Origin of the sequence: Streptomyces sp. NPDC088725, from assembly GCF_044751305.1 — a bacterium.
In the GTDB taxonomy this organism is placed as follows: Bacteria; Actinomycetota; Actinomycetes; order Streptomycetales; family Streptomycetaceae; genus Streptomyces.
The window spans coordinates 235,312-260,434 of sequence record NZ_JBIVLO010000009.1; the positions used below are offsets into that span (position 1 = coordinate 235,312).

A 25,123-nucleotide genomic window follows, 5' to 3' on the forward strand; every position below is an offset into this window, starting at 1 on the left:
GCGGCCTTCGCCGGGCCGCGACACCAGCTCGCCGGCCGTCCGCACCTGGACGGCCGGCGTTCTGCGTACCGGGGTTCCGCCGCTGCCCCGCGCACTCGGGGCACGGAACCGTTTCGCGGACCCGGACACCCCGGCGTGCCTCCGGTCCCGGGGCCGCCCCTGTCGGCGGCACCCCGCGGAGCCGCCAGGTACAGTGCGGAGACAAGCAGACCGTCCGGTGAGGCCCCCTCGTGTTGACGCAGACCACCACCCGGGTCCTCGAACCCAGTGAACTCGGCGCCGCGCTCGCCATCCTGGAGAGCGAGCCCGTCGCCAACGCCTTTGTGACCTCGCGCGTCCAGATCGCCGGGCTCGACCCCTGGCGCCTCGGCGGCGAGATGTGGGGCTGGTACGAGGAAGGCCGGCTGCGCTCGCTCTGCTACGCCGGCGCCAACCTCGTCCCCATCTGCGCCACCCCCGAAGCCGTACGCGGCTTCGCCGAGCGCGCCAGGCGGACCGGCCGCAGGTGCTCCTCGATAGTGGGCCCCGCCGACCCCACAGCCCAGCTCTGGCAGCTGCTCGAGCCCAACTGGGGCCCCGCCCGCGAAGTCCGCGCCAACCAGCCGCTCATGGTCACGGAACAGGCCTCCACCGCCGTCGAGCCCGACCCCCTCGTACGCCGCATCCGCAAGGACGAGCTGGAACTGATCATGCCCGCCTGCGTGGCGATGTTCACCGAGGAGGTCGGCGTCTCGCCGCTCGCCGGCGACGGCGGACTCCTCTACCAGGCCCGGGTCGCCGAACTGGTCGGTGCGGGCCGCGCGTTCGCCCGGATCGAGGACGGCAGGGTCGTCTTCAAGGCGGAGATCGGCGCGGCCACTCCGCGCGCCTGCCAGATCCAGGGCGTCTGGGTCGATCCCGAGTACCGCGGCCGGGGACTTTCCGAGACCGGCATGGCGGCCGTCGTCCGCCACGCGCTCGCCGACGTCGCGCCCGTGGCCAGCCTGTACGTGAACGACTACAACACCCCGGCGCGCGCCGCGTACCGCCGAGTCGGTTTCCGTGAGGTGGGGGCCTTCATGAGCGTGCTGTTCTGAACGTAGGGTTCGGACCATGCTGCGCATTCCCGGGGACGACCCCCGGACCCCGGACGTACAGGTAGGGCCGGTCGACCTCACCGAACGCGTGGACGACGCCCTCGCCGTACAGGCCCTCGCGTTCGGGCTCAGCGACGAAGAGATCGGCGTACGCCGCCACATCGTGCTCCGGCACCTCATGTACCCCGGCTGCCGCGCCCTCGGCGCGACCACCGACGACGGACGGCTCGTCGGATTCGTCTACGGGCTGCCGAACGACCGCGCCCACTGGTGGTCCACGGTGGTCGAGCCCTACCTCGGCCGGACCGGCTCCGACGGCTGGCTCGACCACTCCTTCGTCATCACGGAACTCCACGTCCACCCCGAGTTCCAGGCGCGCGGCATCGGCCGCGCCCTGATCACGTCCATCACGGACCGCGCGACGCAGCCCCGGTCCATCCTCTCCGCCATCGACATCGAGAACCCGGCCCGCCGGCTCTACCGGGCACTCGGATACGAGGACCTGGCCCGCCAGGTCCTCTTCCCCAGCGCGCCCCGCCCGTACGCCGTGATGGGTGCCCCGCTGCCGCTGCGACGGCCGGACAAGTCCTAACTGATTTCCGCCTGCCGGTATGCCCCGGTTAACCTCCTGCCATCACCCGACAGAACGCAGGAGAACTCCCATGCCCCAGGTCCAGCGCATGTCCCGTTTGATGGTCAAGACATTGCGCGACGACCCGGCGGACGCCGAGACGCTCAGCCACAAGCTGCTCGTCCGCGCCGGTTACGTCCGCCGTACGTCGGCGGGCATCTGGAGCTGGCTGCCGCTCGGCAAGAAGGTCTTCGACAACGTCTCGCGCGTCGTACGCGAGGAGATGGACGCGATCGGCGCGCAGGAAGTACTGCTTCCCGCGCTGCTCCCGAAGGAGCCGTACGAGCAGAGCGGACGCTGGGAGGAGTACGGCGACCTGCTGTTCCGCCTCAAGGACCGCAAGGGCGCCGACTACCTCCTCGGCCCGACGCACGAGGAGATCTTCACCCAGGTCGTCAAGGACCAGTGCACGTCCTACAAGGACCTGCCGGTCATGCTCTACCAGATCCAGACGAAGTACCGCGACGAGGCGCGTCCGCGCTCGGGCGTGCTGCGCGGCCGCGAGTTCCAGATGAAGGACTCGTACTCCTTCGACACGACGGACGAGGGCCTGGCCACCTCGTACGCGCTGCACCGCGAGGCGTACCAGAAGATCTTCGCGCGCCTCGGCCTCGACTTCCGTATCGTGTCGGCGGTCTCGGGTGCCATGGGCGGCTCGGCCTCCGAGGAGTTCCTGGCGCCGGCCGCGGCGGGCGAGGACACCTTCGTGGACTGCCCGGCCTGTGACTACGCGGCGAACACGGAGGCGGTGACCTTCCCCCGGTCCGCCTCCGCCGGCGAAGCCGTCGCGCACCCTCCCGTCGAGGAGGTGGACACCCCCGACACGCCCACCATCGAGACGCTGGCCGCGCACCTCGGTGTGCCCGCGTCCGCGACCCTGAAGAACCTGCTCGTGAAGGTCGACGGCGAGATCACCGCGGTCGGCGTGCCCGGTGACCGCGAGGTGGACCTCGGCAAGCTGGGCGAACACCTGGCGCCCGCGGTCGTGGAGCTGGTGACGGCCGAGGACTTCGAGGACCGGCCCGACCTCGTACGCGGTTACGTCGGTCCGCAGGGCCTCAAGATCCGCTACATCGCCGACCCCCGGGTCGCGGCGGGCACGGCCTGGGTGACCGGCGCCAACAAGCCCGACACCCACGCCAGGAACGTCGTCGCGGGACGGGACTTCGAGGTGGACGACTACCTCGACGTGGTCGTCGTCGAGGAGGGCGACCCGTGCCCGGCGTGCGGCGCGGGCCTCAAGCTCGACCGGGCGATCGAGATCGGCCACATCTTCCAGCTGGGCCGCAAGTACGCCGACACCTTCCAGCTGGACGTCCTGGGCCAGCAGGGCAAGCCGGTACGCGTGACGATGGGCTCGTACGGCATCGGCGTCTCGCGCGCCGTGGCGGCCCTGGCCGAGCAGAGCGCCGACGAGCAGGGCCTGTGCTGGCCGCGCGAGATCGCGCCCGCCGACGTCCACGTCGTCGCCGCGGGCAAGGCGCTCCAGACGGAGCTGGCCCTGTCGGTCTCGGAGAAGCTGGCAGCCGCCGGACTGCGGGTGCTGGTGGACGAGCGCCCCGGCGTCTCCCCGGGCGTGAAGTTCACGGACGCCGAGCTGATCGGGGTGCCGCACATCCTGGTGGCGGGACGGCGTTCGGCCGACGGCGTGGTCGAACTGAAGGACCGGCGCACCGGTGAGCGCGAGGAGCTGACCGTCGACGAGGCGATCGCGCGGCTCACCGCCTGATCCCGGAGGCCTGAGGACGGGCGGGGTTCGCCGGCGGCCGGCCTGCGAACCCCGCCCGCGGTCCTGTTCCGGCGCAGCGCGGCGCCGGGCGGCTCACTCCCGCTCGGCGAGCCCGGGAAAGGCCACGGCGCCGCCGCGCCAGCGCACCGCGCGGACCGCGGCCTCGCGCAGCGCGCCCGCCGCGTCCCGGCGCTGGGCGCCCTCCGTGGCACGTACGAGGTCCGAGTAGGCGTCCGCGATCCGGTCCTCCAGCCGCGCGGCGAGCCGTACGGCCGCCGCCGGGTCGGTCACCGGGAAGGGCAGGCGGTACGCGGCGGACGCGACGGCCGGGCTGCCGCCGAGGTCCCGCACGGCGCGGGCGAGGACATCGCGCCGCGAACGGTGCGCGGTGTACGCGGCGGTGGCCTCCGCCCTGCGCTCGCGGCCGACCCGGCCGCCGACGACTCCGTACCCGTAGACCGCCGCGTGCTCGGCGGTCAGTGCCGCCTGCGCGGCGTCCAGCGCGTTGCTCACGAGCGGGGTCCTTCCGTCAGCAGCCAGACATGGGCGGCGCTCGCGGCCGCCAGTGAGGCCAGCAGCCTGGCGAGTTCCGGGGGCGCGGTCATGAGCGCGGCGGTGTGGGCGTCGCCCGTGCGGCGTTCCGCCGCGACCAGGGCCCTGACCGCCTCAGCGGGGTCGGCGGGAACGGCCGGGACGTCCGGCGCCTGCGCGGCGGCGGCCTCCGGCGAGGACGTGGGAGCGGGCGAGGGCCGGGCGGTGGTCAGCGCCTCGACGTGCCGGGCGACGGCCGAACGCAGCGGAGCCAGGCGCGTGTGCTCCGCGGGATGGCGTTCCAGCACCGCGTCGTACCGCGCGAGCAGTCCGCGGCTGGTGCGCGCGGCGCGGGACCGCAGCGCGGTCTCGGCACGCGCGGCGGCCTCCGCGGCGGCTTTCCGTGCCTCTTCCGAGGGATCTCCGCCGGGCTCCGGGGAGCAGGACGTCAACAGAGCGACCGTCGCCGCCCCCGCGGCCATGAGGGCACGCCTTCGTGTCGTACCCGTGCGCGCCACGCGTCTCTCCCTTGGGTTTCGCGGTGATCACCGCAGGCGAGCGTACCTGCGGTTCACTCGAACGTGGACGGCAACACCCCTTGCGACCGGATACCCTAGCCATCTGACACACGACATCCCACAACAGCACACGCGGCCGAGGAGTCACCCGGATGAGCACCACCGAGAGCGAGAGGCTGCGCGGACTGCTGGAGCCGCTCGTCACCGCTGAGGACCTGGATCTGGAAGAGATCGAAGTGTCCCGGGCAGGCAGGCGCCGTGTGCTGAGGATCGTGGTGGACTCCGACGACGGCGTGGATCTCGACGAATGCGCCGAGGTGAGCCGTGCGATCTCGGAGAAGCTGGACGAGACGGACGCGATGGGCGAGGGCGAGTACCAGCTCGAAGTGACCTCGCCGGGGGCGGAGCGCCCGCTGAGCGAGCACCGCCATTACGTGCGTGCCACCGGCCGTCTCGCCAAGTTCCAGCTGCACGAGGGCGACGAATTCGTGGCCCGCGTTCTCACCGTGGACGAAGAGGGACTCGACCTCGAGGTGCCGGGCGTGAAGGGGCGCAAGCCCACCGCCCGCCGCGTCGAATTCACGCAGATCGCCAAGGCGCGCGTGGAACTCGAGTTCAACCGCAAGGACAAGAAGGAAGAGGAGGCGTAGGCGTGGACATCGATGTGAAGCTCCTGAAGGGCTTGGCGAAAGAGAAGGAGATCCCCTTCGATCTGCTGGTCGAGGCGATCGAATCGGCGCTCCTCATCGCGTATCACCGCACGGACGGCAGCCACCGGCACGCCCGCGCCGTGCTCAGCCGCGACAACGGTCATGTCACCGTGTGGGCCAAGGAGGACCCCGCCGATCTGGAGGAGGGGCAGGAGGCCAAGGAGTTCGACGACACCCCGTCGGACTTCGGCCGCATCGCCGCCACCACCGCGCGCCAGGTCATCCAGCAGCGGCTGCGCGACGCCGAGAACGACGTCACCTTCGGCGAGTACGCGCGCCGCGAGGGCGATGTCGTCGCCGGTATGGTGCAGCAGGGCAAGGACCCGAAGAACGTCCTGGTCAAGCTGGACGACAAGATGGAAGCCATCCTTCCGGTGCAGGAGCAGGTGCCGGGCGAGAACTACACGCACGGTCTGCGGCTGCGCACGTACGTCGTCCGGGTGGCCAGGGGTGTACGCGGCCCCTCGGTGACGCTCTCGCGCACCCACCCGAACCTGGTCAAGAAGCTGTTCGCGCTGGAGGTCCCCGAGATCGCGGACGGATCCGTCGAGATCGCGGCGATCGCCCGCGAGGCCGGCGCCCGCAGCAAGATCGCCGTGCGCTCGACGCGCTCGGGCCTCAACGCCAAGGGCGCCTGCATCGGCCCGATGGGCCAGCGCGTACGCAATGTCATGGCCGAGCTGCTCGGCGAGAAGATCGACATTGTCGACTGGTCCGACGACCCGGCCGAGATGGTGGCCAACGCGCTGTCGCCGGCCCGGGTCAGCAAGGTCGAGGTCGTGGACTTCGGCATGCGCTCCGCGCGGGTGACCGTGCCCGACTACCAGCTGTCGCTGGCCATCGGCAAGGAAGGGCAGAACGCCCGCCTCGCGGCCCGGCTCACGGGATGGCGCATCGACATCCGTCCGGACACGGAGCCGTCCGACGGGAACGACGCCGAGCGCTCCGACCTCGCCCCGGAGGGGTGACGTCCGCGCGGGGAGGTAGACTGAAGATGTCTGGCCGGACAAGTGCCCGAGCCTGCCCTGAGCGAACGTGCGTAGGGTGCCGGGAACGAGCGGCCAAGCGCGATCTGCTGCGCATCGTGGTGAGCGACGAACAATGTGTTCCCGATCAACGCGGTACGCTGCCCGGCCGGGGTGCGTACATGCACCCCGCCTTGGTCTGTCTCGATCTGGCGGTCCGCCGCCGGGCGTTTCCCCGGGCCTTCCGGGTCAAGGGACCGCTCGACACCGCGGCACTGCGACGATATGCCGAGCGGGCAGCACATGCGCCACGGTAAGAAGAAGTACGGCACGGGACCCCGTGCGGTTCAGGTACCTCGCGAGTTGGAAGTAGGTCGAGATTGCGATGAGCACTCGATGAGTACGCGATGAGTACGCCCATGAAGTAGCGACGGTCCGGCGGTAACCCGGACCTAAAAGGAGCGAAGTGGCTAAGGTCCGGGTATACGAACTCGCCAAGGAGTTCGGCGTCGAGAGCAAGGTCGTCATGGCCAAGCTCCAAGAACTCGGTGAATTCGTCCGTTCGGCGTCCTCGACGATCGAGGCGCCGGTTGTACGCAAGCTGACAGATGCTTTGCAGGGACCCTCCGGCAACGGCGGCAAGTCCGCCGCGAAGCCCGGGGCACCGCGCAAGGCGACCCCCGCGCGTCCCTCCGCACCGTCCCCGGCCGCATCGGCCCCGACGGCGCGTCCCGGCGCCCCCAAGCCCGGTGCACCGGCCCCCAGGCCGGCCGCCGCCGAGGCGCCCAGGAGCAACACCCCCTCTCCCTCCGCGGCGCCGACTCCCGGCCCGCGTCCGGCTCCGGCCGCGCCCGCCCCGGCTCCCAAGCCCGCGGCGGCCACGCCGAAGCCGGCTCCCGCGGCTCCGGCCGTCCCGGAGTTCACCGCGCCTCCGTCGGCTCCGGCCGCCGGTCCCCGGCCCGGTGCGACCCCCGGCCCGCGTCCCTCGAACCGCCCCCAGGGCGGCCAGGGCGACCAGCGTCAGGGCGGCGACCGCGAGCAGCGCCAGGGTGGCGACCGTGACCAGCGTCAGGGCGGCCGTCCCGGCGGCGCCCGTCCCGGTCAGGGTCAGGCCGCGCGTCCCGGCGCGCGTCCCGCGGGACCGCGTCCCGGCAACAACCCCTTCACCTCCGGTGGCTCCACCGGCATGGCGCGGCCGCAGTCGCCGCGTCCCGGCGGCGGCGCTCCGCGCCCCGGCGGCGCCGGCGCTCCCGGTGGTCCGCGCCCGCAGGGCGCCGGTCAGGGCGCGCCGCGTCCGCAGGCCGGTCCCGGTGGATCCTCGCGTCCCTCTCCCGGCGGCATGCCGCGTCCGCAGGCTCCGCGTTCCGCGGGTCCCGGCGGCGGCCCCGGTGGTAACCGTCCGAACCCGGGCATGATGCCGCAGCGTCCCGCTGCCGGCCCGCGTCCCGGTGGTGGCCCCGGCGGTGGCCGTGGTCCTGGCGGTCCCGGTGGTCGTCCCGCCGGTCCCGGTGGCGGCGGTCGTCCCGGTGGCGGCGGCTTCGCCGGTCGCCCGGGTGGCGGCGGTGGCGGTTTCGCCGGTCGTCCCGGTGGCGGCGGCGGTGCCCCGGGTCGTCCCGGTGGCGGCGGCTTCGGTGGTGGCGGCGGTGGCCGTCCCGGCTTCGGCGGACGTCCGGGTGGTCCCGGTGGCCGCGGTGGCACACAGGGCGCCTTCGGCCGTCCCGGCGGGCCCGCCCGTCGTGGCCGCAAGTCGAAGAGGCAGAGGCGCCAGGAGTACGAGGCCATGCAGGCCCCGTCGGTAGGCGGCGTGATGCTGCCGCGCGGCCAGGGCCAGAGTGTCCGGCTGTCGCGCGGTGCGTCGCTCACCGACTTCGCGGAGAAGATCAACGCCAACCCGGCGTCGCTCGTCGCCGTGATGATGAACCTCGGCGAGATGGTCACTGCCACGCAGTCCGTCTCCGACGAGACGCTGCACCTGCTCGCCGGCGAGATGAACTACGTCGTCGAGATCGTCAGCCCGGAGGAGGAGGACCGCGAGCTTCTCGAGTCCTTCGACATCGAGTTCGGCGAGGACGAGGGCGGCGAGGAAGCGCTCGTGTCCCGTCCGCCGGTCGTCACCGTCATGGGTCACGTCGACCACGGTAAGACCCGGCTCCTCGACGCGATCCGCAAGACGAACGTGGTCGCGGGCGAAGCCGGCGGTATCACGCAGCACATCGGCGCGTACCAGGTGGCGACCGAGGTCAACGGCGACGACCGCCGTATCACCTTCATCGACACCCCCGGTCACGAGGCGTTCACCGCCATGCGTGCCCGTGGTGCCAAGTCCACCGACATCGCGATCCTGGTGGTCGCGGCCAACGACGGTGTGATGCCTCAGACGATCGAGGCGCTGAACCACGCCAAGGCGGCCGACGTGCCGATCGTGGTCGCGGTCAACAAGATCGACGTCGAGGGCGCCGACCCGACCAAGGTGCGCGGTCAGCTCACCGAATTCGGTCTGGTGGCAGAGGAGTACGGCGGCGACACCATGTTCGTCGACATCTCCGCCAAGCAGGGTCTGAACATCGACAGCCTGCTGGAAGCCGTGATCCTCACGGCGGACGCCTCGCTCGACCTGCGGGCCAACCCGGAGCAGGACGCGCAGGGTATCGCCATCGAGGCACACCTCGACCGCGGTCGCGGCGCCGTCGCCACCGTGCTCGTCCAGCGCGGCACGCTGCGCGTCGGCGACACGATGGTCGCCGGTGACGCGTACGGCCGTGTCAGGGCGATGCTCGACGACAACGGCAACAACGTCGAGGTGGCGACGCCTTCGACGCCCGTCCTGGTCCTGGGGCTCACCAACGTCCCCGGCGCCGGCGACAACTTCCTGGTCGTCGACGAGGACCGCACCGCCCGGCAGATCGCCGAGAAGCGTGCCGCTCGCGAGCGGAACGCGGCCTTCGCCCGCAGGGGTGTCCGGTTCTCCCTGGAGAACCTGGACGAGGCCCTCAAGGCCGGTCTGGTGCAGGAACTCAACCTCATCATCAAGGGCGACGCGTCCGGTTCGGTGGAGGCTCTCGAGTCCTCGCTGCTCCAGCTCGACGTCGGCGACGAGGTCGACATCCGGGTCCTGCACCGCGGTGTGGGTGCGGTCACCGAGTCGGACATCGACCTGGCGATGGGCTCCGACGCCATCGTGATCGGCTTCAACGTGCGCGCCGCAGGGCGTGCCGCGCAGATGGCCGAGCGCGAAGGGGTGGACGTCCGGTACTACTCGGTCATCTACCAGGCGATCGAAGAGATCGAAGCGGCCCTCAAGGGCATGCTCAAGCCGGAGTACGAAGAGGTCGAGCTGGGTACGGCGGAGATCCGCGAGGTCTTTCGCTCGTCCAAGCTGGGCAACATCGCGGGTGTTCTCATCCGTTCCGGCGAGGTCAAGCGCAACACCAAGGCCCGGCTCGTCCGCGATGGCAAGGTCATCGCGGAAGACCTCAACATCCAGGGTCTGCGCCGCTTCAAGGACGACGTCACCGAGATCCGCGAAGGCTTCGAGGGCGGTATCAACCTCGGAAACTTCAACGACATCAAGATCGACGACGTCATCGCGACGTACGAGATGCGCGAGAAGCCGCGAGGCTGACGCACGGCATCACGACCGGGGCCGGTCGACGGGACGTATTTCCGTCGACCGGCCCCGGCCGCTGCGTTACGGTTCAGAGTCTGCCAACTGCTGGCAGGCTCTGAACCCGCACCGGCGGGACATCCGGATGTACATGTATGTGGGGACGCTGTCCTTCGATCTGCTCCTCGGCGACGTACGGTCGCTCAAGGAGAAACGCTCCGTCGTCCGGCCGATCGTCGCCGAGCTCCAGCGGAAATTCGCGGTGAGCGTGGCGGAGACCGGTGACCAGGACCTTCACCGCAGGGCCGAGATCGGCCTGGCGGTGGTGTCGGGAGACTGGAGCCATCTCACGGACGTGCTCGACCGGTGCGAACGCATGGTCGCCGGCCATCCGGAGGTGGAGCTGCTGTCGGTACGCCGACGGCTGCACGGCGACGATGACTGAAACGCACGACAAGAACCCAGAAGGAAGAGTGACGGACCGGTGACCGACAACGCGCGGGCCCGCAAGCTGGCCGATCGCATCCAGGTCGTGGTCGCGGAGACCCTGGACCGGCGTATCAAGGATCCGCGGCTCGGCTTCGTGACCATCACGGACGCCCGGGTCACCGGCGACCTGCGGGAGGCCACGGTCTTCTACACGGTCTACGGCGACGACGAGGAGCGGGCGGCGTCCGCCGCCGCCCTGGAGAGCGCCAAGGGCGTACTGCGCTCCGAGGTGGGCCGTCAGACCGGCGTCCGCTTCACCCCGACCCTGACGTTCGTCCCCGACGCCCTGCCGGACAACGCCCGCACCATAGAGGATCTCCTCGACAAGGCGCGTGCCAAGGACGCGGAGGTACGGCAGGTGTCGACCGGCAAGACGTACGCGGCCGGTGCCGACCCGTACCGCAAGCCGGACGAGGACGACGACGCCGCCGATGGCACTGACGCCACCGACACCGACGACACGGACGGCGCCGCCGCAGAATGACACAGCAGAACAAGACGCCCGACGGCCTGGTCATCGTGGACAAGCCGGCGGGGTTCACCTCGCACGACGTCGTGGCCAAGATGCGCGGGATCGCCAGGACCCGCCGTGTCGGCCACGCCGGAACGCTCGACCCCATGGCGACGGGCGTGCTCGTCCTCGGCGTGGAACGGGCCACCAAACTGCTCGGCCACCTCGCGCTGACCGAGAAGGAATACCTCGGCACCATCAGACTGGGCCAGGACACCGTCACGGACGACGCCGAGGGCGAGATCATCTCCTCGTCCGACGCGTCCGCGGTCACCCGCGAGGCGATCGACGCCGGAGTCGCGGCCCTGTCCGGCAAGATCATGCAGGTTCCGTCGAAGGTCAGCGCCATCAAGATCGACGGCAAGCGGTCGTACGCGCGGGTGCGCGGGGGCGAGGAGTTCGAGATCCCGGCCCGCCCGGTGACCGTCTCCTCGTTCCGGGTGTACGACGTCCGCGAGGCGGTGGCCGAGGACGGGACGCCCGTCCGCGACCTCGTCGTCTCCGTCGTCTGCTCGTCCGGTACGTACGTCCGCGCCCTCGCCCGTGACCTCGGCGCGGGCCTCGGCCTCGGCGGCCACCTCACCGCGCTGCGCAGGACCCGGGTCGGCCCGTACGCGCTGGACGCCGCGAAGACGCTCGACCAGCTCCAGGAGGAGCTGACGGTCATGCCGATCGCCGACGCGGCCGGTGCGGCCTTCGCCCGCTGGGACGTCGACGAGAAGCGGGCGAAGCTCCTGCTCAACGGCGTACGCCTGGACATGCCGTCGTACGGCACCACGCCGGTCGCCGTGTTCGGTCCCGAGGGGCGCTTCCTGGCGCTCGTCGAGGAGCAGCACGGCAAGGCGAAGAGCCTCGCCGTCTTCGGCTGAGCGGCTGTTCCTGTGGAGCGGCCCGCCGGCCGCTCCACAGGACCCTTCCCAGTGCCGATGCGGGGCACGGTCCCCGGACATGGCAGTCTTAGACCTGCGTAACCGGCAATGACGTACATAGTTTCGGGCGAGGAGCGGTCACAGTGCAGCGCTGGCGTGGCTTGGAGGACATCCCCCAGGACTGGGGGCGCAGCGTCGTCACCATCGGCTCCTACGACGGCGTGCACCGCGGGCACCAGCTCATCATCGGCCGCGCGGTGGAGCGGGCGCGCGACCTGGGCGTCCCCGCCGTGGTGGTGACCTTCGACCCGCACCCCAGCGAGGTCGTGCGTCCCGGCAGCCACCCGCCCCTGCTCGCGCCCCATCACCGGCGTGCCGAACTGATGGCCGGCCTCGGGGTGGACGCGCTGCTGATCCTGCCGTTCACCGTCGAGTTCTCGAAGCTGTCGCCCGCCGACTTCATCGTGAAGGTGCTGGTCGACAAGTTGCACGCGCGGGCCGTCATCGAGGGTCCGAACTTCCGTTTCGGCCACAAGGCGGCCGGCGACGTCTCCGTCCTGTCTGACCTGGGGGCCACGTACGACTACGAGGTCGAGGTCGTCGACCTGTATGTGACCGGTGAGGCGGGCGGCGGCGAGCCCTTCTCGTCCACGCTCACGCGCCGGCTGGTCGCGGAGGGCGATGTCGGGGGCGCGGCGGAGATCCTCGGCCGTCCGCACCGCGTCGAGGGCGTTGTGGTCCGCGGTGCGCAGCGCGGCCGCGAACTCGGCTATCCGACGGCCAACGTGGAGACCCTGCCGCACACGGCGATCCCTGCGGACGGCGTGTACGCGGGCTGGCTCACGGCGGCGGGCGAGCGGATGCCGGCAGCGATCTCGGTCGGCACGAACCCGCAGTTCGAGGGGACGGAGCGGACGGTCGAGGCGTACGCCATCGACCGGATCGGACTGGACCTGTACGGGCTGCACGTGAGCGTGGACTTCCTGTCCTACGTCCGGGGCATGGCGAAGTTCGAGACGATCGACGCGCTGCTCGAGGCCATCGGCGACGACGTGAAGCGCGCACGGGCGCTGACGGAGCGGTACGACGCGCCGTAACGGTACCGCTCTGCCCGTCACCTGCTCTGCGCGGTGGGGCGGACGACGCTGTGGCGAGCGTCGGTCCCGTCCGGCTGCCCGATGGCGAAGGTGACCTCATACCGGGCGGCCTGAAACCCGTCGCGCGCGGACCGGGCGTCGCGTTGTCCTGACCGTGCCGCGCCGGCCTGACCGGGTAGTGACGCCCGGTCAGGCCGCTTCGGGCTCGGGTTCAGGCCCGGTTCAGGCTTCGGTGTGCTCGCGGGTGGCGTAGTGGCACGCCACCCGCGCCTCGGGACCGGCCGTGAGCACCGGCAGTGCGGTCGTACGGCATCGCTCGTCCACCCCGGCACGCGCCGCCTCGCCCGAGGCCAGTACCTGGCACCGGGCGTGGAAGCGGCAGCCGCCCGGGATGCGCGAGGGGTCCGGCGGCTCGCCCGTGAGTACGACCGGTGTGTCAGCGGACTCCGGCAGTACGGACAACAGCGCCTGGGTGTAAGGGTGCTGGGGAGAGGTCAAGACCTGCTCCACCGGACCGGCCTCCACGATCCGGCCCAGGTACATCACCGCCACCCGGTCCGCGATGTTCCAGGCGAGCCCCAGGTCGTGCGTCACCACCAGCGCGGAGAGGCCGAGTTCGTCGCGCAGCGACAGCAGCAGCGCCAGGATCTCGCCCCGTACGGACGCGTCCAGGGACGCCACCGGCTCGTCTGCGACGATCAGTTCGGGCTCCAGGACGAGTGCGCCCGCGATCACCACGCGCTGGCGCTGGCCGCCGGACAGCTCGTGCGGGTAGCGGAGCATGAACCGCTCCGGCGGCCGCAGCCCCGCGCGGGACAACGCCCCTGCCACGGCGGCCCGTTCGTCGCCCGCGTACTCGTGGATCCGCAGCCCCTCGGCCACCGCGTCGTACACGGTGTGCCGGGGATTGAGCGACCCGCTCGGATCCTGGAGCACCAACTGGGCGCGTTTGCGGTACGCCTTGAGGTCGCGGGAGCCGTAGGTGAGCGGCTTTCCCGCGAAGCTGATCGTCCCCGCCGTGGGCGGGACCAGACCGAGCAGGGACCGCGCCAGCGTGGTCTTGCCGCAGCCGGACTCACCGACGAGCGCGACGATCTCGCCCGCCCCGATGTCGAGGTCCACACCGTCGACGGCGCGGGCGGCGGGTCCGCCGCGACGGCCGGGGAAGGTGACGCCGAGGCCGGCGGCCGAGAGGAGGGGAGTGCTGTTCATGGGTGGCTCCTGAGGGGTGGACACGGTCGCCGTCATGAACGTGGCTCCGCCGAGGCCGGCATACCGGCGTGCACGCACGCCGCCGTGCGTCCGGGACCCGCGTCCCGCAGCACCTGGTCCTCGACCGCGCAGGCCGGAATCGCGACGCCGCAGCGCGGATGGAACGTACAGCCGGAGGGCAGCGCGGAAGGATCCGGCGGATCGCCGGGCAGACCACGCGGCGCGCGCCGCGAGGCGGGATCGCCGATGCGCGGGAACGCGGCGGACAGGGCACGGCCGTACGGGTGCTCCGCCGCGTCGTACACCGCCTTCGCCGGGCCCTCCTCGACGATCCGGCCCGCGTACATCACGGCGAGCCGGTCACAGGTGTCCGAGAGGACCGCGAGGTCGTGGCTGATCATCAGCAGGCTGATGTTCTGGTCGGCGACCAACCGCTCGATCAGCCGCAGGATCTGCGCCTGGATCATCACGTCGAGCGCGGTGGTCGGCTCGTCCGCGACGATCAGCAGCGGGTCGCAGGCGAGCGCCATGGCTATCATCACGCGCTGGCGCTGGCCGCCGGAGAGTTCGTGCGGATAGGCGTCCGCCCGAGCGGCGGGCAGGCCGACCTGCTCCAGCAGGGCGTGGGCGCGGGTGCGGGCGGCGGCCGGGGTGGCGTGCTGGTGCAGCACCACCGGCTCGGCTATCTGGTCACCGATCCTGTGCACCGCGTTGAGCGAGTGCATCGCGCCCTGGAAGACGATCGACGCGCCCGCCCACCGTACGGCGCGCAGCCGGCCCCACTTCATGGTGACGATGTCCTCGCCGTCGAGCAGCATCTGCCCAGACAGCTTCGCGGAGGGCGGCAGCAGCCGGAGCAGCGCCAGCGCCAGGGTGGACTTGCCGCACCCCGACTCGCCCGCGAGGCCCAGCTTCTGCCCGGTGCCGACGCTCAGATCGACACCGCGTACGGCGGGAACGGCGGACGCCCCCGAGCCGTACGTGACCCGCAGGTCCTTGATTTCCAGCAGGCTCGCTGTGTTCAACGGGTCGCCCCCAGCTTCGGGTTGAGCACGGTCTCGATCGCACGGCCGCAGAGGGTGAAGGAGAGCGCCACGAGCGCGATCGCGAGGCCGGGCGGTGCCAGATACCACCAGTGGCCCGAGGAGACCGCGCCCGCCTCGCGCGCGTCCTGGAGCATGCCGCCCCAGGAGATGATCGTCGGATCGCCGAGGCCGAGGAAGGCGAGCGTCGCTTCCGTGAGGATCGCGGTGGAGATGCCGAGCGTCGTCTGCGCCAGCACCAGCGGAAGCACGTTGGGCAGCACATGGCGGGTCATGATGTGCCGGTCGCCGCCGCCGAGCGCGCGGGCCCGCTCGATGAACGGACGGGACTCCACTGCGATCGTCTGCGCCCGCACCAGCCGTGCGGTCGTGGGCCAACTGGCCACGCCGATGGCGAGGATGACCGTCCAGATGGAGCGGGACAGTACGGTCGCCAGCACGATCGCGAGTACCAGCGTGGGCATCACGAGGAACCAGTCGGTGATCCGCATGACGACGGTCGAGAACCAGCCCCGGTAGTGCCCGGCGACGACACCCACCAGGGTGCCTATCGCCACGGAGAGACCGGCGGCCAGCAGCCCCACGGTCAGCGAGATCCGCGAACCCCAGACCAGCAGCCCGAGCAGCGAGCGCCCGAACTGGTCGGTGCCGAGCGGGAATTCGCCGCTGGGGGCTTCCAGGGCCGTGCCCGGCGCGTGGGTCACACTCTGTACGTCACCGCCGACGAGCAGCGGGGCGCAGAGCGCGATCAGAGCGATCAGAATCAGTCCCGCGAGGCCGAGCAGACCGGCCCGCTGAGCGCGGTACTGCCGCCAGAAGCGGGCCAGTGAGCCGCGTCTGCGGGCCCAGGCGAGCGAGGAGGCCGACGCGGCGGCGGTCGAGGACGCGTCGGGCGCGGGTCCGGACGACGTGGGCCCGGACGGCTGGGTCGGCGGTGTGTCGGCTGTGGTCATCGGCCCACCCGGGGATCGAGCAGTGGATAGATCAGGTCGGCGAGGAGGTTCATCACGATCATCGCGCCGGCGAACACCACGAACAGCCCCTGGACCAGCGGCAGATCCGGCACGCTCAGCGCCTGGTAGAAGAGACCGCCGAGGCCCGGCCAGGAGAAGACGGTCTCGACGAGGATCGAACCGGCCGCCACGAAGCCCAGGTTGATGAAGACCATCGTGACGGTCGGCAGCAGTGCGTTGGGCACTGCGTGGTGGCGGCGTACGGCCGCGTCCCGCAGCCCCTTGGCCCGGGCGGTCGTCAGGTAGTCGCTGCCCATCTCGTCCAGCAGCGAGGACCGCATGACGAGCAGGGTCTGCGCGTACCCGACCGCGACCAGTGTGATCACCGGCAGCACCATGTGGTGCGCCACGTCGAGGACGTACCCGAAGCCGCTCGAATCGCCGGACGACATACCGCCGGTGGGGAACATGCCGGGGATCGGGCCGATGCCCACCGCGAAGACGATGATCAGCAGCAGGCCCAGCCAGAAGGCGGGCACGGACCACAGCGTCAGTGCCAGACCGGTGTTGATCCGGTCGCCCAGGCTGCCGTTGCGCCAGGCCGTGCGGGTGCCGAGCCAGAGGCCGAGCACCGAGTAGATCACCACGGAGACGCCGGTGAGCAGCAGGGTCGCAGGCAGCTTGTCGAGAATCAACTCACCGACCGGGGCGTGGAATTGGTACGACGTACCGAGGTCGCCGGTGAGCGCGGCCGAGCAGTAGTGGGTGAACTGCTGCCACATCGGCAGGTCGAGGCCGAACTGCTTGCGCAGCGTGGCCATTTGCTCCACGGACGTCGGCGCGCCATGCGTCATGGCCTTCACCGGGTCGCGCGAGATCACACGGAAGAGGAAGAAGCTGGTGACGAGCACGGCGAGCAGCGAGACGACCGCGCCGCCCAGCTTGCCCGCCACGTACAGCAGGTACGCGGTTTTGGTGCCGGTCGAGGTACGGGATCCGGCGCCGGACGGCCCGGTGTCCACCGGGCCGTCGACGGCGTCCCGCGCCGCACCGGAGGTGCTTGCGGTACTCATGGATTATTCACGGTCTTCCGCGGTGGAACGGCGGCGCATCGCGACGAAGACGCCGGCCGCGGCGAGCACCACGACGACCACTCCGATCCCGATCACCACACCGGTCGAGGAGGAGGAACTGCCGGAGTCGGCGGCGGTGTCATCGGCCGGAACCGCGGACCACCAGCTCCAGTAGCCGTCCTGGCCCCAGATGTTGCCCGCGGCCTCCGGCATCGTCGTGATGGACTTGATCTGGTCCGTACGGTAGGCCTCGACGGCGTTCGGGTACGCCATGACGTTCATGTACCCGGTGTCGTACAGCCGCGACTCCATCTGCTTGACGAGGTCCGCGCGCTTGGCGGGGTCGTACTCCGCCGTCTGCTTCGCGTACAGCTCGTCGAACTGCTTGTCGCAGATGAAGTTGTCGGTGGCACCGCTGACCTTGGGCGTCGCGGGAAGCGCGGCACACGTGTGGATCGACAGGACGTAGTCCGGGTCGGGGTTGACCGACCAGCCGTCGAAGGCCAGGTCGTACTCGCCCGCGAGCCACGGGTCGGAGACGCTGTCGAGGCAGTCGACCTTCAGCCCGATGCCGAGCTTGGACCACCATTCCTGGAGGTACTTGGAGACGGCCTTGTCGTTCGGGTCGTTCGCGTGGCACAGGATGCGGAAGTTCAGCGGCTTGCCGTCCTTGCCGAGGCGCGTGCCGCCGCTGTTCTTCTTGTATCCGGCCTGGTCGAGGGTCTGCGCCGCCTTCGCCGGGTCGTACGCGATCCGCTGGCCGGCCGCGGGCTTCCAGAAGTACGACGGGAAACGGGGCGGGATGTAGCCCTCGCCCTTCTCCGCGTGGCCCTGGAAGACCTTGTCGATGATGGTGTCGACATCGACGGACTCGAAGAGCGCCTTGCGGACGGCGGGGTCGAGGAGCGCCGGATTGCCGTCGCCCATCTTCTCGCCGTTCTTGGCCCTGGCACCGGGGTTGGTGGCGAGCGCGTAGAAGCGGCGCCCCGGGGCGTCGTTGACCTTGATGTTGCCGGCGTTCTTCAGCGCCGCCGCCTGGGCCGGGGTGAGGTTGGGAACGAAGGAGACCTCACCCTTCTGGAGCGCCGCGACGGCCGCGTCCTGGTCCTTGTAGTACGTGAAGTCCAGCTCGTCGAACTTGGGCGCGCCGCGCCAGAAGGACTTGTTCGGCTTGAGCTTGATGTACTGGTCGACCTTGAAGTCCGTGATGATGAACGGGCCGTTGCCGACGACCGGGAACGTCTTGTCGTTGTTGAAGGTGGAGAAGTCGCCGACCTTCTCCCAGATGTGCTTCGGCACGATCGGCACGTCCAGCGCCGTCATCGTCGCCTGCGGCTTCTTCAACTCGATGACGAGCGTGGCCGGATCGGGCGCCGTGACCTTCTTGAAGTTGGCGGTGAAGCTGCCGTTGGCGGTGGCCGCGTTCGGGTCCGTCATCATCTTGTTGAAGGTCCACGCGGCGTCCTCGGCCGTGGCCTGCACGCCGTCGGACCACTTCGAGTCACCACGGATGGTGAAGGTCCACGTCAGCTTGTCCGCGGACGGCTTCCACGCCGTCGCGAAGCCGGGGACCGTGTGTCCGTCCTTGGCGTCGTAGTTCGTCAGGTACTCGTTCGTGAGCCGCAGGACGCTGGTGGCGGTCAGTGTCTGCGCCAGGAACGGGCTCAGCGAGTCGATGCTCTGGTTGACCGCGACGTTGAGGACCTTCTTGCCGCCGTCGTCGGCGGCCTGCGCCTGCTGAGGCGCCGGGAGCAAGGGGCCGGCGGGTATGACGGATCCGGCCACCAGCGCTGCGGAAGCGGCGGCTGAGGCCAGGATCAGACGGAAGCGGGAACGCCGCCGGACGGGCTGTCCGGTCGGACGGGGAAGAATTCTTCGGACCATGGGACGGTGACCTCGTGTCATCACTCGCAAGGAGAAATCCGGCTGTTTTCTGGTTCGCCAACTGGTGAAGCGAGGTTTATCAGCGCATGTCAGGCTACGTCAACGGTCACTCAAACCCCGTGTGGTCTGCGGTAATGCAATGAGGGCCCACCCCGCGGACGCGGTGCGGACCCTCATTGGTCTCAACCTCTGTTGCCTTACTGCTGAGGCGCCGGCGGCGCCTGTGGGGGCTGCTGCCCCGGCCACCCCACCGGCGGGACGGGTCCCTTCGGGTCAGGTCCGCCTTCCTGCTGCGGATAACCCTGCTGACCGTACGGCGCGTACGGCCCTGGCGGCGGTCCCGCCGGAGCCGCGGAGGGCTGCGCCGGGGGCGGAGCCGACTGCTGCCAGCCCTGCTGCGGTCCTGGCCCCGGCTGCTGCGGGTAGGGATACGGGGGCTGTTGCTGGGGGTAGTACGGCTGCTGCGGTTGCTGAGGCGGCTGTTGGGGCTGGTGCTGCGGGTGCTGCTGCGGCGGGTAGTACGGTTGGCCCTGCGCCGGCTGACCCGGTACCTGCTGGCCCTGGGCTCCCGGCATCGGCGGCACGACGTGCGGCGGCGGGTTGCCGTCCGCGGTCCACAGCCCCTGCGCGTTCTGGGCACGCGAGAAGTCCTCGGCGACCAGCGCGGACAGGTTGAAGTACGCCTCGCGCGTCTTCGGGCGCATCATGTCGAGATCCACCTCGGCGCCGGCGGACAGGTGCTCGTCGAAGGGGATCACGACCACACCGCGGCAGCGGGTCTCGAAGTGCTGCACGATGTCCTCGACCTTGATCATCTTTCCGGTCTCGCGCACCCCGGAGATGACCGTCAGCGAACGCTGCACCAGCTCCGCGTACCCGTGCGCGGACAGCCAGTCGAGCGTGGTCGAGGCGCTGCTCGCGCCGTCCACGGACGGTGTCGAGATGATGATCAGCTGGTCGGCGAGGTCGAGAACACCGCGCATCGCGCTGTAGAGCAGACCCGTACCGGAGTCCGTCAGGATGACCGGATACTGCTTGCCCAGCACATCGATCGCACGCCGGTAGTCGTCGTCGTTGAACGTCGTGGAGACGGCCGGGTCCACGTCGTTGGCGATGATCTCCAGACCGGAGGGCGCCTGCGAGGTGAAGCGGCGGATGTCCATGTAGCTGTGCAGGTGCGGGATCGCCTGGACCAGGTCGCGGATCGTCGCGCCGGTCTCGCGCCGCACCCGGCGGCCGAGCGTACCGGCGTCCGGGTTCGCGTCGATCGCCAGGATCTTGTCCTGCCGCTCGGTGGCCAGGGTGGCGCCCAGAGCGGTGGTCGTCGTGGTCTTTCCGACCCCGCCCTTGAGGCTGATGACCGCGATCCGGTAGCAGGAGAGCACCGGTGTACGGATCAGGTCGAGCTTGCGCTGCCGCTCGGCCTCCGCGGCCTTTCCGCCCAGCTTGAAGCGGTTCGCCGCGCCGTGCGGATTGCGGCTGCTCTTGGGCTTCTGCTTGTTGTTGCGCAGCAGGCGGTCGGACGACAGCTCCACGGCCGCCGTGTAGCCGAGAGGCGCGCCGCCCTGTACGGAACGCTCGCGCTGGTCGTGCGAGACGGGCGAGGGCCAGGCCGCGCCGGTACGCGGATCCACGGGCGGCGCACCCGGCATGGACTGCTGGGGCAGGCCCTGGGGCTGCTGGTGCGGCTGCTGCTGCTGGACGGGCGGCTGCGGCTGCTGCGTACCGGGCTGCTGCGTACCCGGCTGACCGGGGTAGCCGTACTGCCCTGGCTGCGGGAAGCCGTAACCGGCCTGCTGCGGAGGCTGCGGTCCCTGCTGGGGGAACCCGTATCCGGTCTGCTGCGGTCCCTGTTGGGGGAACCCGTAACCACTGGGCGGTACCTGGGCGTTCGACGGCGGCGCGGCGGGCGGCGCGGCGGGCGGCGAGGTGCCCGGGCCCTGCTGTCCGGGGTAACCCGGCTGTCCCTGCTGGGGGAATCCGTAGCCGGCCTGCAGCGGCGGGTACGCGCCGGGAGTCTGCTGGACAGGCGGCGGGGGCACCGGCGCGGGCGGCTGCGCGGGCGCGGGATACGCGTAGGCGTTCGGCGGCTGCGGCTGCGGCGCGTGCGGCGGCTGGGCCGGTGACGGTGGCTGGTGGGGCGACGGCTGAGGCTGTGCCGACTCCTCGGCGGTGTGCGCCGACACGGGCCACTGCGGCGCGGACGGCGGCGCGGCCGGCGGTGGCGCAGGCTGGAACGTCGGCGGCAGCGGGGGCAGTCCGGAGTCCTGCACGGGGGGCTTGACGGACCAGGGCGTGGCCGGCGCCGGAGCCGTCGTGGGGGCCGGCGGGGCGAGTGGCGTGTCCCGGGGCTCGTCGGCAGGGGCGGCCTCCGCGCTCGGTACCGCCGGCGCGATGGCGGCGGGGCCTTCGTCCTCGGCTGCCTCCTCGGCTTCGTCCTCGTCCTTGTCGGCGTCCTTGTCGGCGTCCTTGTCGGCGTCGGCCGCCGTTTCCCGGACGCCGCCGGATTCGCCGGCCTGCCCGTTCCCGCCGCTCTCGGGGACACTTCCGGTCCCGGCGGTCTCCGTAGCCAGTGCGTCAGACGCCCCGGCCTCGTCCGTACCGCCGGATTCGTCGGCGGTGCCGGACGCTTCCGCGGCCGCCTGCGCCTTCTTGGCGGCGTCGCGCTCCTCGATCTCCCGCTTGACCGCCGACGGTGAGATGCGCATGGTCGCGCCGCTCTCCACGTTGCCGGCTCCGAACGGCTGCGGCAGCCCCGCAGGGGAGTCGGACGCGCTGGTCACCGGCTGTGGGGGAAGAGACGCGGGAGTGAAGGGCGGAACCGAAGCCTGGACGGGTCCGGGCGCGGGTGCGGCCGGAGGCACCCGGTCCTGGGCAGGCGGCTGCGCCGGTGCCCAACCGGACGGGGAACCACCCAAAGGCAGTCCCGGCACGGCCACGGGTGAGTCGGCGGGCGGTGGGGGAGCCGACGGCGTGGACGCGGAGGAATCAGGCGTCCCGTCGTCGTCCGGCGTATCACCCGAGGTGTTCGCGGACGTGTCCCCCGACGCGTTCTGCGTGTACCAGGCGGGCGGGGTGTAGTCGATGGTGAACTCACCCGTCAACTCGGGCTCCGCGTCGGACTGATCGTCCACGGGCGGCCGGTTCCAGCCTCCGCGGATCTCGTCCCGATCGCCGTTCACTTTGCCTCCTGTGGTCGAGCACCCTTGTGCCGTTGTGGGTGGGGGCGACGGGACCTGTCGTCCGGGCCGCCCGGCTCTCCCCCTGACGGCGCGACCGACCTGTCCACAGGTTCTCTGCCGCGCCCGTACCCCACCCTAATCGCCATCCGCGTCCGTCCGGCAGGGGAGACCGTCTGTCAACAGCCGTGCGGGGCCGGTCCGGTACGGCATGCCCCGCCGCCAAGTGAACCGACCACGCGGGGGCGTGCTCTCACGGTAGGGGCAAATGGGCGCATCCCCCCAAGAGATCCTGACACAATCCGCACTTCTCGGGCTCCTGCGGACCGGCCGGGGCCGGCGGGAAACGCCGCCCAACAATCCGGTCTCAGTGTGCGGGCGCGAAAGAGGGCACGCTCCGGACGGAGCGTGCCCCTCAGCCGTGTCTTCCGGCGCACCGGTCCGCCGCGCCGGTGCCGCCGTGCTGGGCGGCGGCCGGTGCCGCGGGAACTCCGGCCCTGTGCGATTCCGGCCCCCGGCGATCCCGCGTGCCGGTCGCAGGCCGCTCAGTGCAGATCGAACTCGCCGTCACGCGCGCCGAGTACGAACGCCCGCCACTCCGCTTCCGTGTACCGCAGCACAGTGTCCGGATCCAGGGACGACCGCATGGCCACGGCTCCCTCGGGCAGATAGGCGATCTCGACCCGCTCCTCGTCCTCACTGGTGCCAGGTGCGCTGTGCCACTCGACGCCTGAGATGTCGAGGGCGTACAACTCGTCCTTCTCCTGTGCGCTCCCCATCGGTCAAGCTCCCCTTCGGTACGGCCGACACCAACGTCACTCGCCACTTCGGACATCTTAGGACAGCGCTTTCGCGAGAACGGGGTTGTCCGGCCAACTCACCTCGCGGACAAGGTGAGTCAGTCCATCCGGCGGGGCGTGCCCAGCAGTCCCGTCTCCGCGTCCGTTCCGCTCGTGACCACCCAGTGGCGCTCACGGCCCGCGCACCACAGCGTCACCCCGTCCCCGAGCGTGGGCAGGGCCTGGCTCTCGGCCTTGGTCAGCCCCAGTATCCGGCTGGTCTGCTCCGCCTCCTGCGGCGAGACGCGCTGCACACCCACCAGCGTCGAATTGCGCATCAACCGGGGGGCCACCGGGCTCAGATAGGGCAGCAGCGTCACCACGGACTGCCACGGTGACGAGACCACGCGCCCGCGTGGCGGGCGCATGCCACAGTCCCGTATCACCACGACCGGACTGCCGACCGTCGCACCCATCGGCGGGACCCGGCCGACGTCATGGATGGTCACGCACTCCAGGCCCGCGCCCGCGGCCTGTGCCATGAGCGTCCACGCCTGCGGGCGGCCGGTCTCGACCGCGACCCGCCCGCCCGTGGCCGCCGCGCGCAGGGCCAGCACCTGAGCCGTCCAGAGACCGCCGATCAACAGCACGTCGTACGGCGTCGATCGGTGCAGTCCCAGCAGCAGCGGGCGCCCCTCCGCGTCGTCACCGATCATCACGCCGTCGTCCCCGACGGGCAGTGACAGCGTGCCCAGATGATCCGCCGCCATCGTGTGTCCGGCATGGCGCGGGCCGCGCAGTCCGCGCGAGCCCCGTACCGTCCCGCTCCCCGTGCTCATCGCGCACCTCCCAGCGGCAGCGTCGCCAGAACACCGGGCAACTGCTCCCTGTCCAGCCGTACGAGACTCACTTTCGCGGACCGCGCGGCCTGCTCCAACGCCCTGCGGACCCGCACCAGTCCGGTGTCGGTGCCGCCGGTGATCCGTACATGCCCGCTCACGGTCATCGTCCCCCGGTGCGCCCCGGCCCGCAGGGTGACGCTGAACGTGGTCGCGTACGCCGGGGCGGAGGTGAGCAGTGCCACCAGCTGGGGCAGCGGTGTGGCGCCCCGGCCCAACTCGGGCCAGCGGCCCACCGCGTACGTGGTGTGCCAGCGGTCGTCGCAGCGCCAGACACGGGGTGTCTCCGCCGTACGCCGCCGGGGCGCGGTCTCGGTCCTGCCCGGCCGTGCCGACAGCGCCGGACTGGCGCAGGCGGACGTCGCCAGGGCGGAGTTCAGCTCCTCCTGGTTGAGCACCACGGCGCGAAACCCGGCCCCGGCAACGCGGCTCGCCACATGGTCCGCCACCCGCACCAGACAGCGCTGGGCTCCCTCGACGCCGCCGCCACGGGCCTCGACGGCCTCCCGGCACAGCTCGGGATCCAGCTTCAGCGCCACCCACGTCATCCGCAGCGCGGGCGCCCCCGTCCGCTCCTGCAGCGGCGCGTACGAGAGCCTGGCCATCGCCTGCTCGGGAAGGTGCGGCGCGGGCGCCGCCCGTACCTGCTGCACCAACTGCGCGGATTCCAGGACGATGTCGTCCACCGTCAGGGCGTCACCGAGCAGTGTCATCGGCAGCGACCGCGCACCGGACACCGGGCGCAGCGCGTCGCTGGTGGCCTCGACCCGCACCACGGCGGTCAGGAAGCTGCCGTCGCCGAGCATCCCCACCGCGCGCCGGTCGCGGTCGACGTACGGGAAAGGACCGAACCCCGGCACGCTCTCCGCGACCGGGGCCAGCGACACCTCGGTCCCCGCCGCGCACGGTTCGGCCGACCGCCGGCGCGCGCGGAGCTCCAGAGCCGTCGCCAGCCAGTCCTGCACGGCGTGCCCGCGCCGCCGTACGACGGCGATCAGCACCAGCACGCAGGCGACAACGACAGCGGGCACCAGCCAGAGCCCGCCGAGAGCGCCCCCGATCAGCGTCAACGCCAGCGCGACCTCGACGAGCACCAACTGCCGCAGCTGGAAGGGACCGAGATTGCCGCCACGCGACAGCGCGCGCAGGGTCGTCTTCGCGGGAGGGCCCGCAGGCGGGACAGCGGCCGGAACGCTCCCTCCGCGTCGCCGCGTGGGGTCGGAGACCCGTGCGGTGGACCGCCCATTGCGCTCGCGCATCGCCGTAGTCATCGCCGACTCGCACCCCCGTGCAGTAATTGCCCTTTTCGCCACGGGTGTTGACCGGGCGATCATCTTGTCCGAGCACTGAGGCGCACGCCTCAGCATGCAT

General features: G+C 71.2%; 22 protein-coding genes. 11 read left to right on the forward strand and 11 right to left on the reverse strand.

Annotation, left to right across the window (positions count from 1 at the left end; translation table 11 throughout):
- The first annotated feature begins 230 nt into the window (after positions 1-230).
- From ACIP6N_RS23190 to ACIP6N_RS23200, 3 genes are all read left to right on the forward strand, one after another.
- On the forward strand, positions 231-1,076 hold the full coding sequence (locus ACIP6N_RS23190; protein ID WP_401818280.1) for a GNAT family N-acetyltransferase: 846 nt from the start codon (positions 231-233) through the stop codon (positions 1,074-1,076).
- Positions 1,077-1,092: 16 nt separating this feature from the next.
- Complete coding sequence (locus ACIP6N_RS23195; RefSeq protein WP_401818282.1) at positions 1,093-1,668, forward strand: GNAT family N-acetyltransferase; 576 nt, start codon at positions 1,093-1,095, stop codon at positions 1,666-1,668.
- A 70-nt stretch (positions 1,669-1,738) separates the two neighbouring features.
- Complete coding sequence (locus ACIP6N_RS23200) at positions 1,739-3,436, forward strand: proline--tRNA ligase (RefSeq protein WP_401818284.1); 1,698 nt, start codon at positions 1,739-1,741, stop codon at positions 3,434-3,436.
- A 93-nt stretch (positions 3,437-3,529) separates the two neighbouring features.
- Here the strand turns inward: ACIP6N_RS23200 and ACIP6N_RS23205 are convergent, their stop codons facing one another.
- Both ACIP6N_RS23205 and ACIP6N_RS23210 read right to left on the reverse strand, forming a co-directional pair.
- Entirely contained in the window at positions 3,530-3,949 is a 420-nt protein-coding gene (locus ACIP6N_RS23205; RefSeq protein ID WP_401818287.1) for a ferritin-like domain-containing protein, read from the reverse strand.
- Positions 3,946-4,449, reverse strand: a complete 504-nt coding sequence (locus tag ACIP6N_RS23210) for a hypothetical protein (protein WP_401818288.1) — start codon at positions 4,447-4,449, stop codon at positions 3,946-3,948. Before ACIP6N_RS23210 ends, ACIP6N_RS23205 begins: the two co-directional genes overlap by 4 nt.
- Before the next feature lie 188 nt (positions 4,450-4,637).
- Between ACIP6N_RS23210 and rimP the strand changes: the two genes are divergently transcribed.
- From rimP to ACIP6N_RS23250, 8 genes are all read left to right on the forward strand, one after another.
- Complete coding sequence (rimP, locus tag ACIP6N_RS23215) at positions 4,638-5,135, forward strand: ribosome maturation factor RimP (protein WP_401818290.1); 498 nt, start codon at positions 4,638-4,640, stop codon at positions 5,133-5,135.
- Between the two features lie 2 nt (positions 5,136-5,137).
- Positions 5,138-6,163 (forward strand): transcription termination factor NusA, encoded by a 1,026-nt coding sequence (nusA, locus tag ACIP6N_RS23220; protein WP_401818291.1) that lies wholly within the window; start codon positions 5,138-5,140, stop codon positions 6,161-6,163.
- Between the two features lie 26 nt (positions 6,164-6,189).
- On the forward strand, positions 6,190-6,477 hold the full coding sequence (locus tag ACIP6N_RS23225; protein WP_401818293.1) for a YlxR family protein: 288 nt from the start codon (positions 6,190-6,192) through the stop codon (positions 6,475-6,477).
- 149 nt (positions 6,478-6,626) lie between these two features.
- Entirely contained in the window at positions 6,627-9,782 is a 3,156-nt protein-coding gene (gene infB / locus ACIP6N_RS23230) for a translation initiation factor IF-2 (protein ID WP_401818296.1), read from the forward strand.
- 133 nt (positions 9,783-9,915) lie between these two features.
- Positions 9,916-10,209 carry a DUF503 domain-containing protein gene (locus ACIP6N_RS23235; RefSeq protein ID WP_401818381.1) on the forward strand — a complete coding sequence of 98 codons (294 nt, stop codon included), beginning with the start codon at positions 9,916-9,918 and terminating at the stop codon, positions 10,207-10,209.
- Positions 10,210-10,248: 39 nt separating this feature from the next.
- A complete protein-coding gene (gene rbfA / locus ACIP6N_RS23240; protein WP_401818297.1) occupies positions 10,249-10,737 on the forward strand; it encodes a 30S ribosome-binding factor RbfA in 489 nt (162 codons plus the stop codon).
- Positions 10,734-11,633 carry a tRNA pseudouridine(55) synthase TruB gene (gene truB / locus ACIP6N_RS23245; RefSeq protein ID WP_401818299.1) on the forward strand — a complete coding sequence of 300 codons (900 nt, stop codon included), beginning with the start codon at positions 10,734-10,736 and terminating at the stop codon, positions 11,631-11,633. Before rbfA ends, truB begins: the two co-directional genes overlap by 4 nt.
- 143 nt (positions 11,634-11,776) lie before the next feature.
- Complete coding sequence (locus tag ACIP6N_RS23250; RefSeq protein ID WP_401818301.1) at positions 11,777-12,730, forward strand: bifunctional riboflavin kinase/FAD synthetase; 954 nt, start codon at positions 11,777-11,779, stop codon at positions 12,728-12,730.
- Positions 12,731-12,952: 222 nt separating this feature from the next.
- Here ACIP6N_RS23250 and ACIP6N_RS23255 read toward each other — a convergent pair whose 3' ends face one another.
- The 9 genes from ACIP6N_RS23255 to eccE all read right to left on the reverse strand — a co-directional run bounded on the left by ACIP6N_RS23255 (position 12,953) and on the right by eccE (position 25,023).
- Positions 12,953-13,942: an ABC transporter ATP-binding protein gene (locus tag ACIP6N_RS23255; RefSeq protein WP_401818303.1), complete on the reverse strand. Its 990-nt coding sequence runs from the start codon at positions 13,940-13,942 to the stop codon at positions 12,953-12,955.
- Between the two features lie 32 nt (positions 13,943-13,974).
- Positions 13,975-14,967 carry an ABC transporter ATP-binding protein gene (locus tag ACIP6N_RS23260; RefSeq protein WP_401818305.1) on the reverse strand — a complete coding sequence of 331 codons (993 nt, stop codon included), beginning with the start codon at positions 14,965-14,967 and terminating at the stop codon, positions 13,975-13,977.
- Positions 14,964-15,938 carry an ABC transporter permease gene (locus tag ACIP6N_RS23265; RefSeq protein ID WP_401818306.1) on the reverse strand — a complete coding sequence of 325 codons (975 nt, stop codon included), beginning with the start codon at positions 15,936-15,938 and terminating at the stop codon, positions 14,964-14,966. Before ACIP6N_RS23265 ends, ACIP6N_RS23260 begins: the two co-directional genes overlap by 4 nt.
- Positions 15,935-17,011: an ABC transporter permease gene (locus ACIP6N_RS23270; RefSeq protein WP_401818308.1), complete on the reverse strand. Its 1,077-nt coding sequence runs from the start codon at positions 17,009-17,011 to the stop codon at positions 15,935-15,937. The genes ACIP6N_RS23265 and ACIP6N_RS23270 overlap by 4 nt, the downstream gene beginning before the upstream one ends.
- Before the next feature lie 3 nt (positions 17,012-17,014).
- Complete coding sequence (locus tag ACIP6N_RS23275) at positions 17,015-18,895, reverse strand: ABC transporter substrate-binding protein (RefSeq protein WP_401818309.1); 1,881 nt, start codon at positions 18,893-18,895, stop codon at positions 17,015-17,017.
- Positions 18,896-19,092: 197 nt separating this feature from the next.
- Positions 19,093-22,077 carry an SCO5717 family growth-regulating ATPase gene (locus ACIP6N_RS23280; protein WP_401818311.1) on the reverse strand — a complete coding sequence of 995 codons (2,985 nt, stop codon included), beginning with the start codon at positions 22,075-22,077 and terminating at the stop codon, positions 19,093-19,095.
- A gap of 542 nt (positions 22,078-22,619) precedes the next feature.
- Positions 22,620-22,853 carry a DUF397 domain-containing protein gene (locus tag ACIP6N_RS23285; RefSeq protein ID WP_401818314.1) on the reverse strand — a complete coding sequence of 78 codons (234 nt, stop codon included), beginning with the start codon at positions 22,851-22,853 and terminating at the stop codon, positions 22,620-22,622.
- Positions 22,854-22,972: 119 nt separating this feature from the next.
- A complete protein-coding gene (locus ACIP6N_RS23290; protein WP_401818316.1) occupies positions 22,973-23,692 on the reverse strand; it encodes a hypothetical protein in 720 nt (239 codons plus the stop codon).
- Positions 23,689-25,023, reverse strand: coding sequence for a type VII secretion protein EccE (gene eccE / locus ACIP6N_RS23295; protein ID WP_401818319.1), 1,335 nt, complete (start codon positions 25,021-25,023; stop codon positions 23,689-23,691). Before eccE ends, ACIP6N_RS23290 begins: the two co-directional genes overlap by 4 nt.
- Between the last annotated feature and the right edge of the window lie 100 nt (positions 25,024-25,123).

Excerpts from the sequence above, each read along its gene's own strand:
- ACIP6N_RS23195 (WP_401818282.1), top strand. The coding sequence starts at position 1,093 with ATGCTGCGCATTCCCGGGGACGACCCCCGGACCCCGGACGTACAGGTA.
- ACIP6N_RS23200 (WP_401818284.1), top strand. The coding sequence starts at position 1,739 with ATGCCCCAGGTCCAGCGCATGTCCCGTTTGATGGTCAAGACATTGCGC.
- ACIP6N_RS23210 (WP_401818288.1), bottom strand. The coding sequence starts at position 4,449 with ATGGCCGCGGGGGCGGCGACGGTCGCTCTGTTGACGTCCTGCTCCCCG.
- rimP (WP_401818290.1), top strand. The coding sequence starts at position 4,638 with ATGAGCACCACCGAGAGCGAGAGGCTGCGCGGACTGCTGGAGCCGCTC.
- ACIP6N_RS23225 (WP_401818293.1), top strand. The coding sequence starts at position 6,190 with ATGTCTGGCCGGACAAGTGCCCGAGCCTGCCCTGAGCGAACGTGCGTA.
- ACIP6N_RS23235 (WP_401818381.1), top strand. The coding sequence starts at position 9,916 with ATGTATGTGGGGACGCTGTCCTTCGATCTGCTCCTCGGCGACGTACGG.
- truB (WP_401818299.1), top strand. The coding sequence starts at position 10,734 with ATGACACAGCAGAACAAGACGCCCGACGGCCTGGTCATCGTGGACAAG.
- ACIP6N_RS23255 (WP_401818303.1), bottom strand. The coding sequence starts at position 13,942 with ATGAACAGCACTCCCCTCCTCTCGGCCGCCGGCCTCGGCGTCACCTTC.
- ACIP6N_RS23265 (WP_401818306.1), bottom strand. The coding sequence starts at position 15,938 with ATGACCACAGCCGACACACCGCCGACCCAGCCGTCCGGGCCCACGTCG.
- ACIP6N_RS23270 (WP_401818308.1), bottom strand. The coding sequence starts at position 17,011 with ATGAGTACCGCAAGCACCTCCGGTGCGGCGCGGGACGCCGTCGACGGC.
- ACIP6N_RS23275 (WP_401818309.1), bottom strand. The coding sequence starts at position 18,895 with ATGGTCCGAAGAATTCTTCCCCGTCCGACCGGACAGCCCGTCCGGCGG.
- ACIP6N_RS23285 (WP_401818314.1), bottom strand. The coding sequence starts at position 22,853 with ATGGGGAGCGCACAGGAGAAGGACGAGTTGTACGCCCTCGACATCTCA.
- ACIP6N_RS23290 (WP_401818316.1), bottom strand. The coding sequence starts at position 23,692 with ATGAGCACGGGGAGCGGGACGGTACGGGGCTCGCGCGGACTGCGCGGC.
- eccE (WP_401818319.1), bottom strand. The coding sequence starts at position 25,023 with ATGACTACGGCGATGCGCGAGCGCAATGGGCGGTCCACCGCACGGGTC.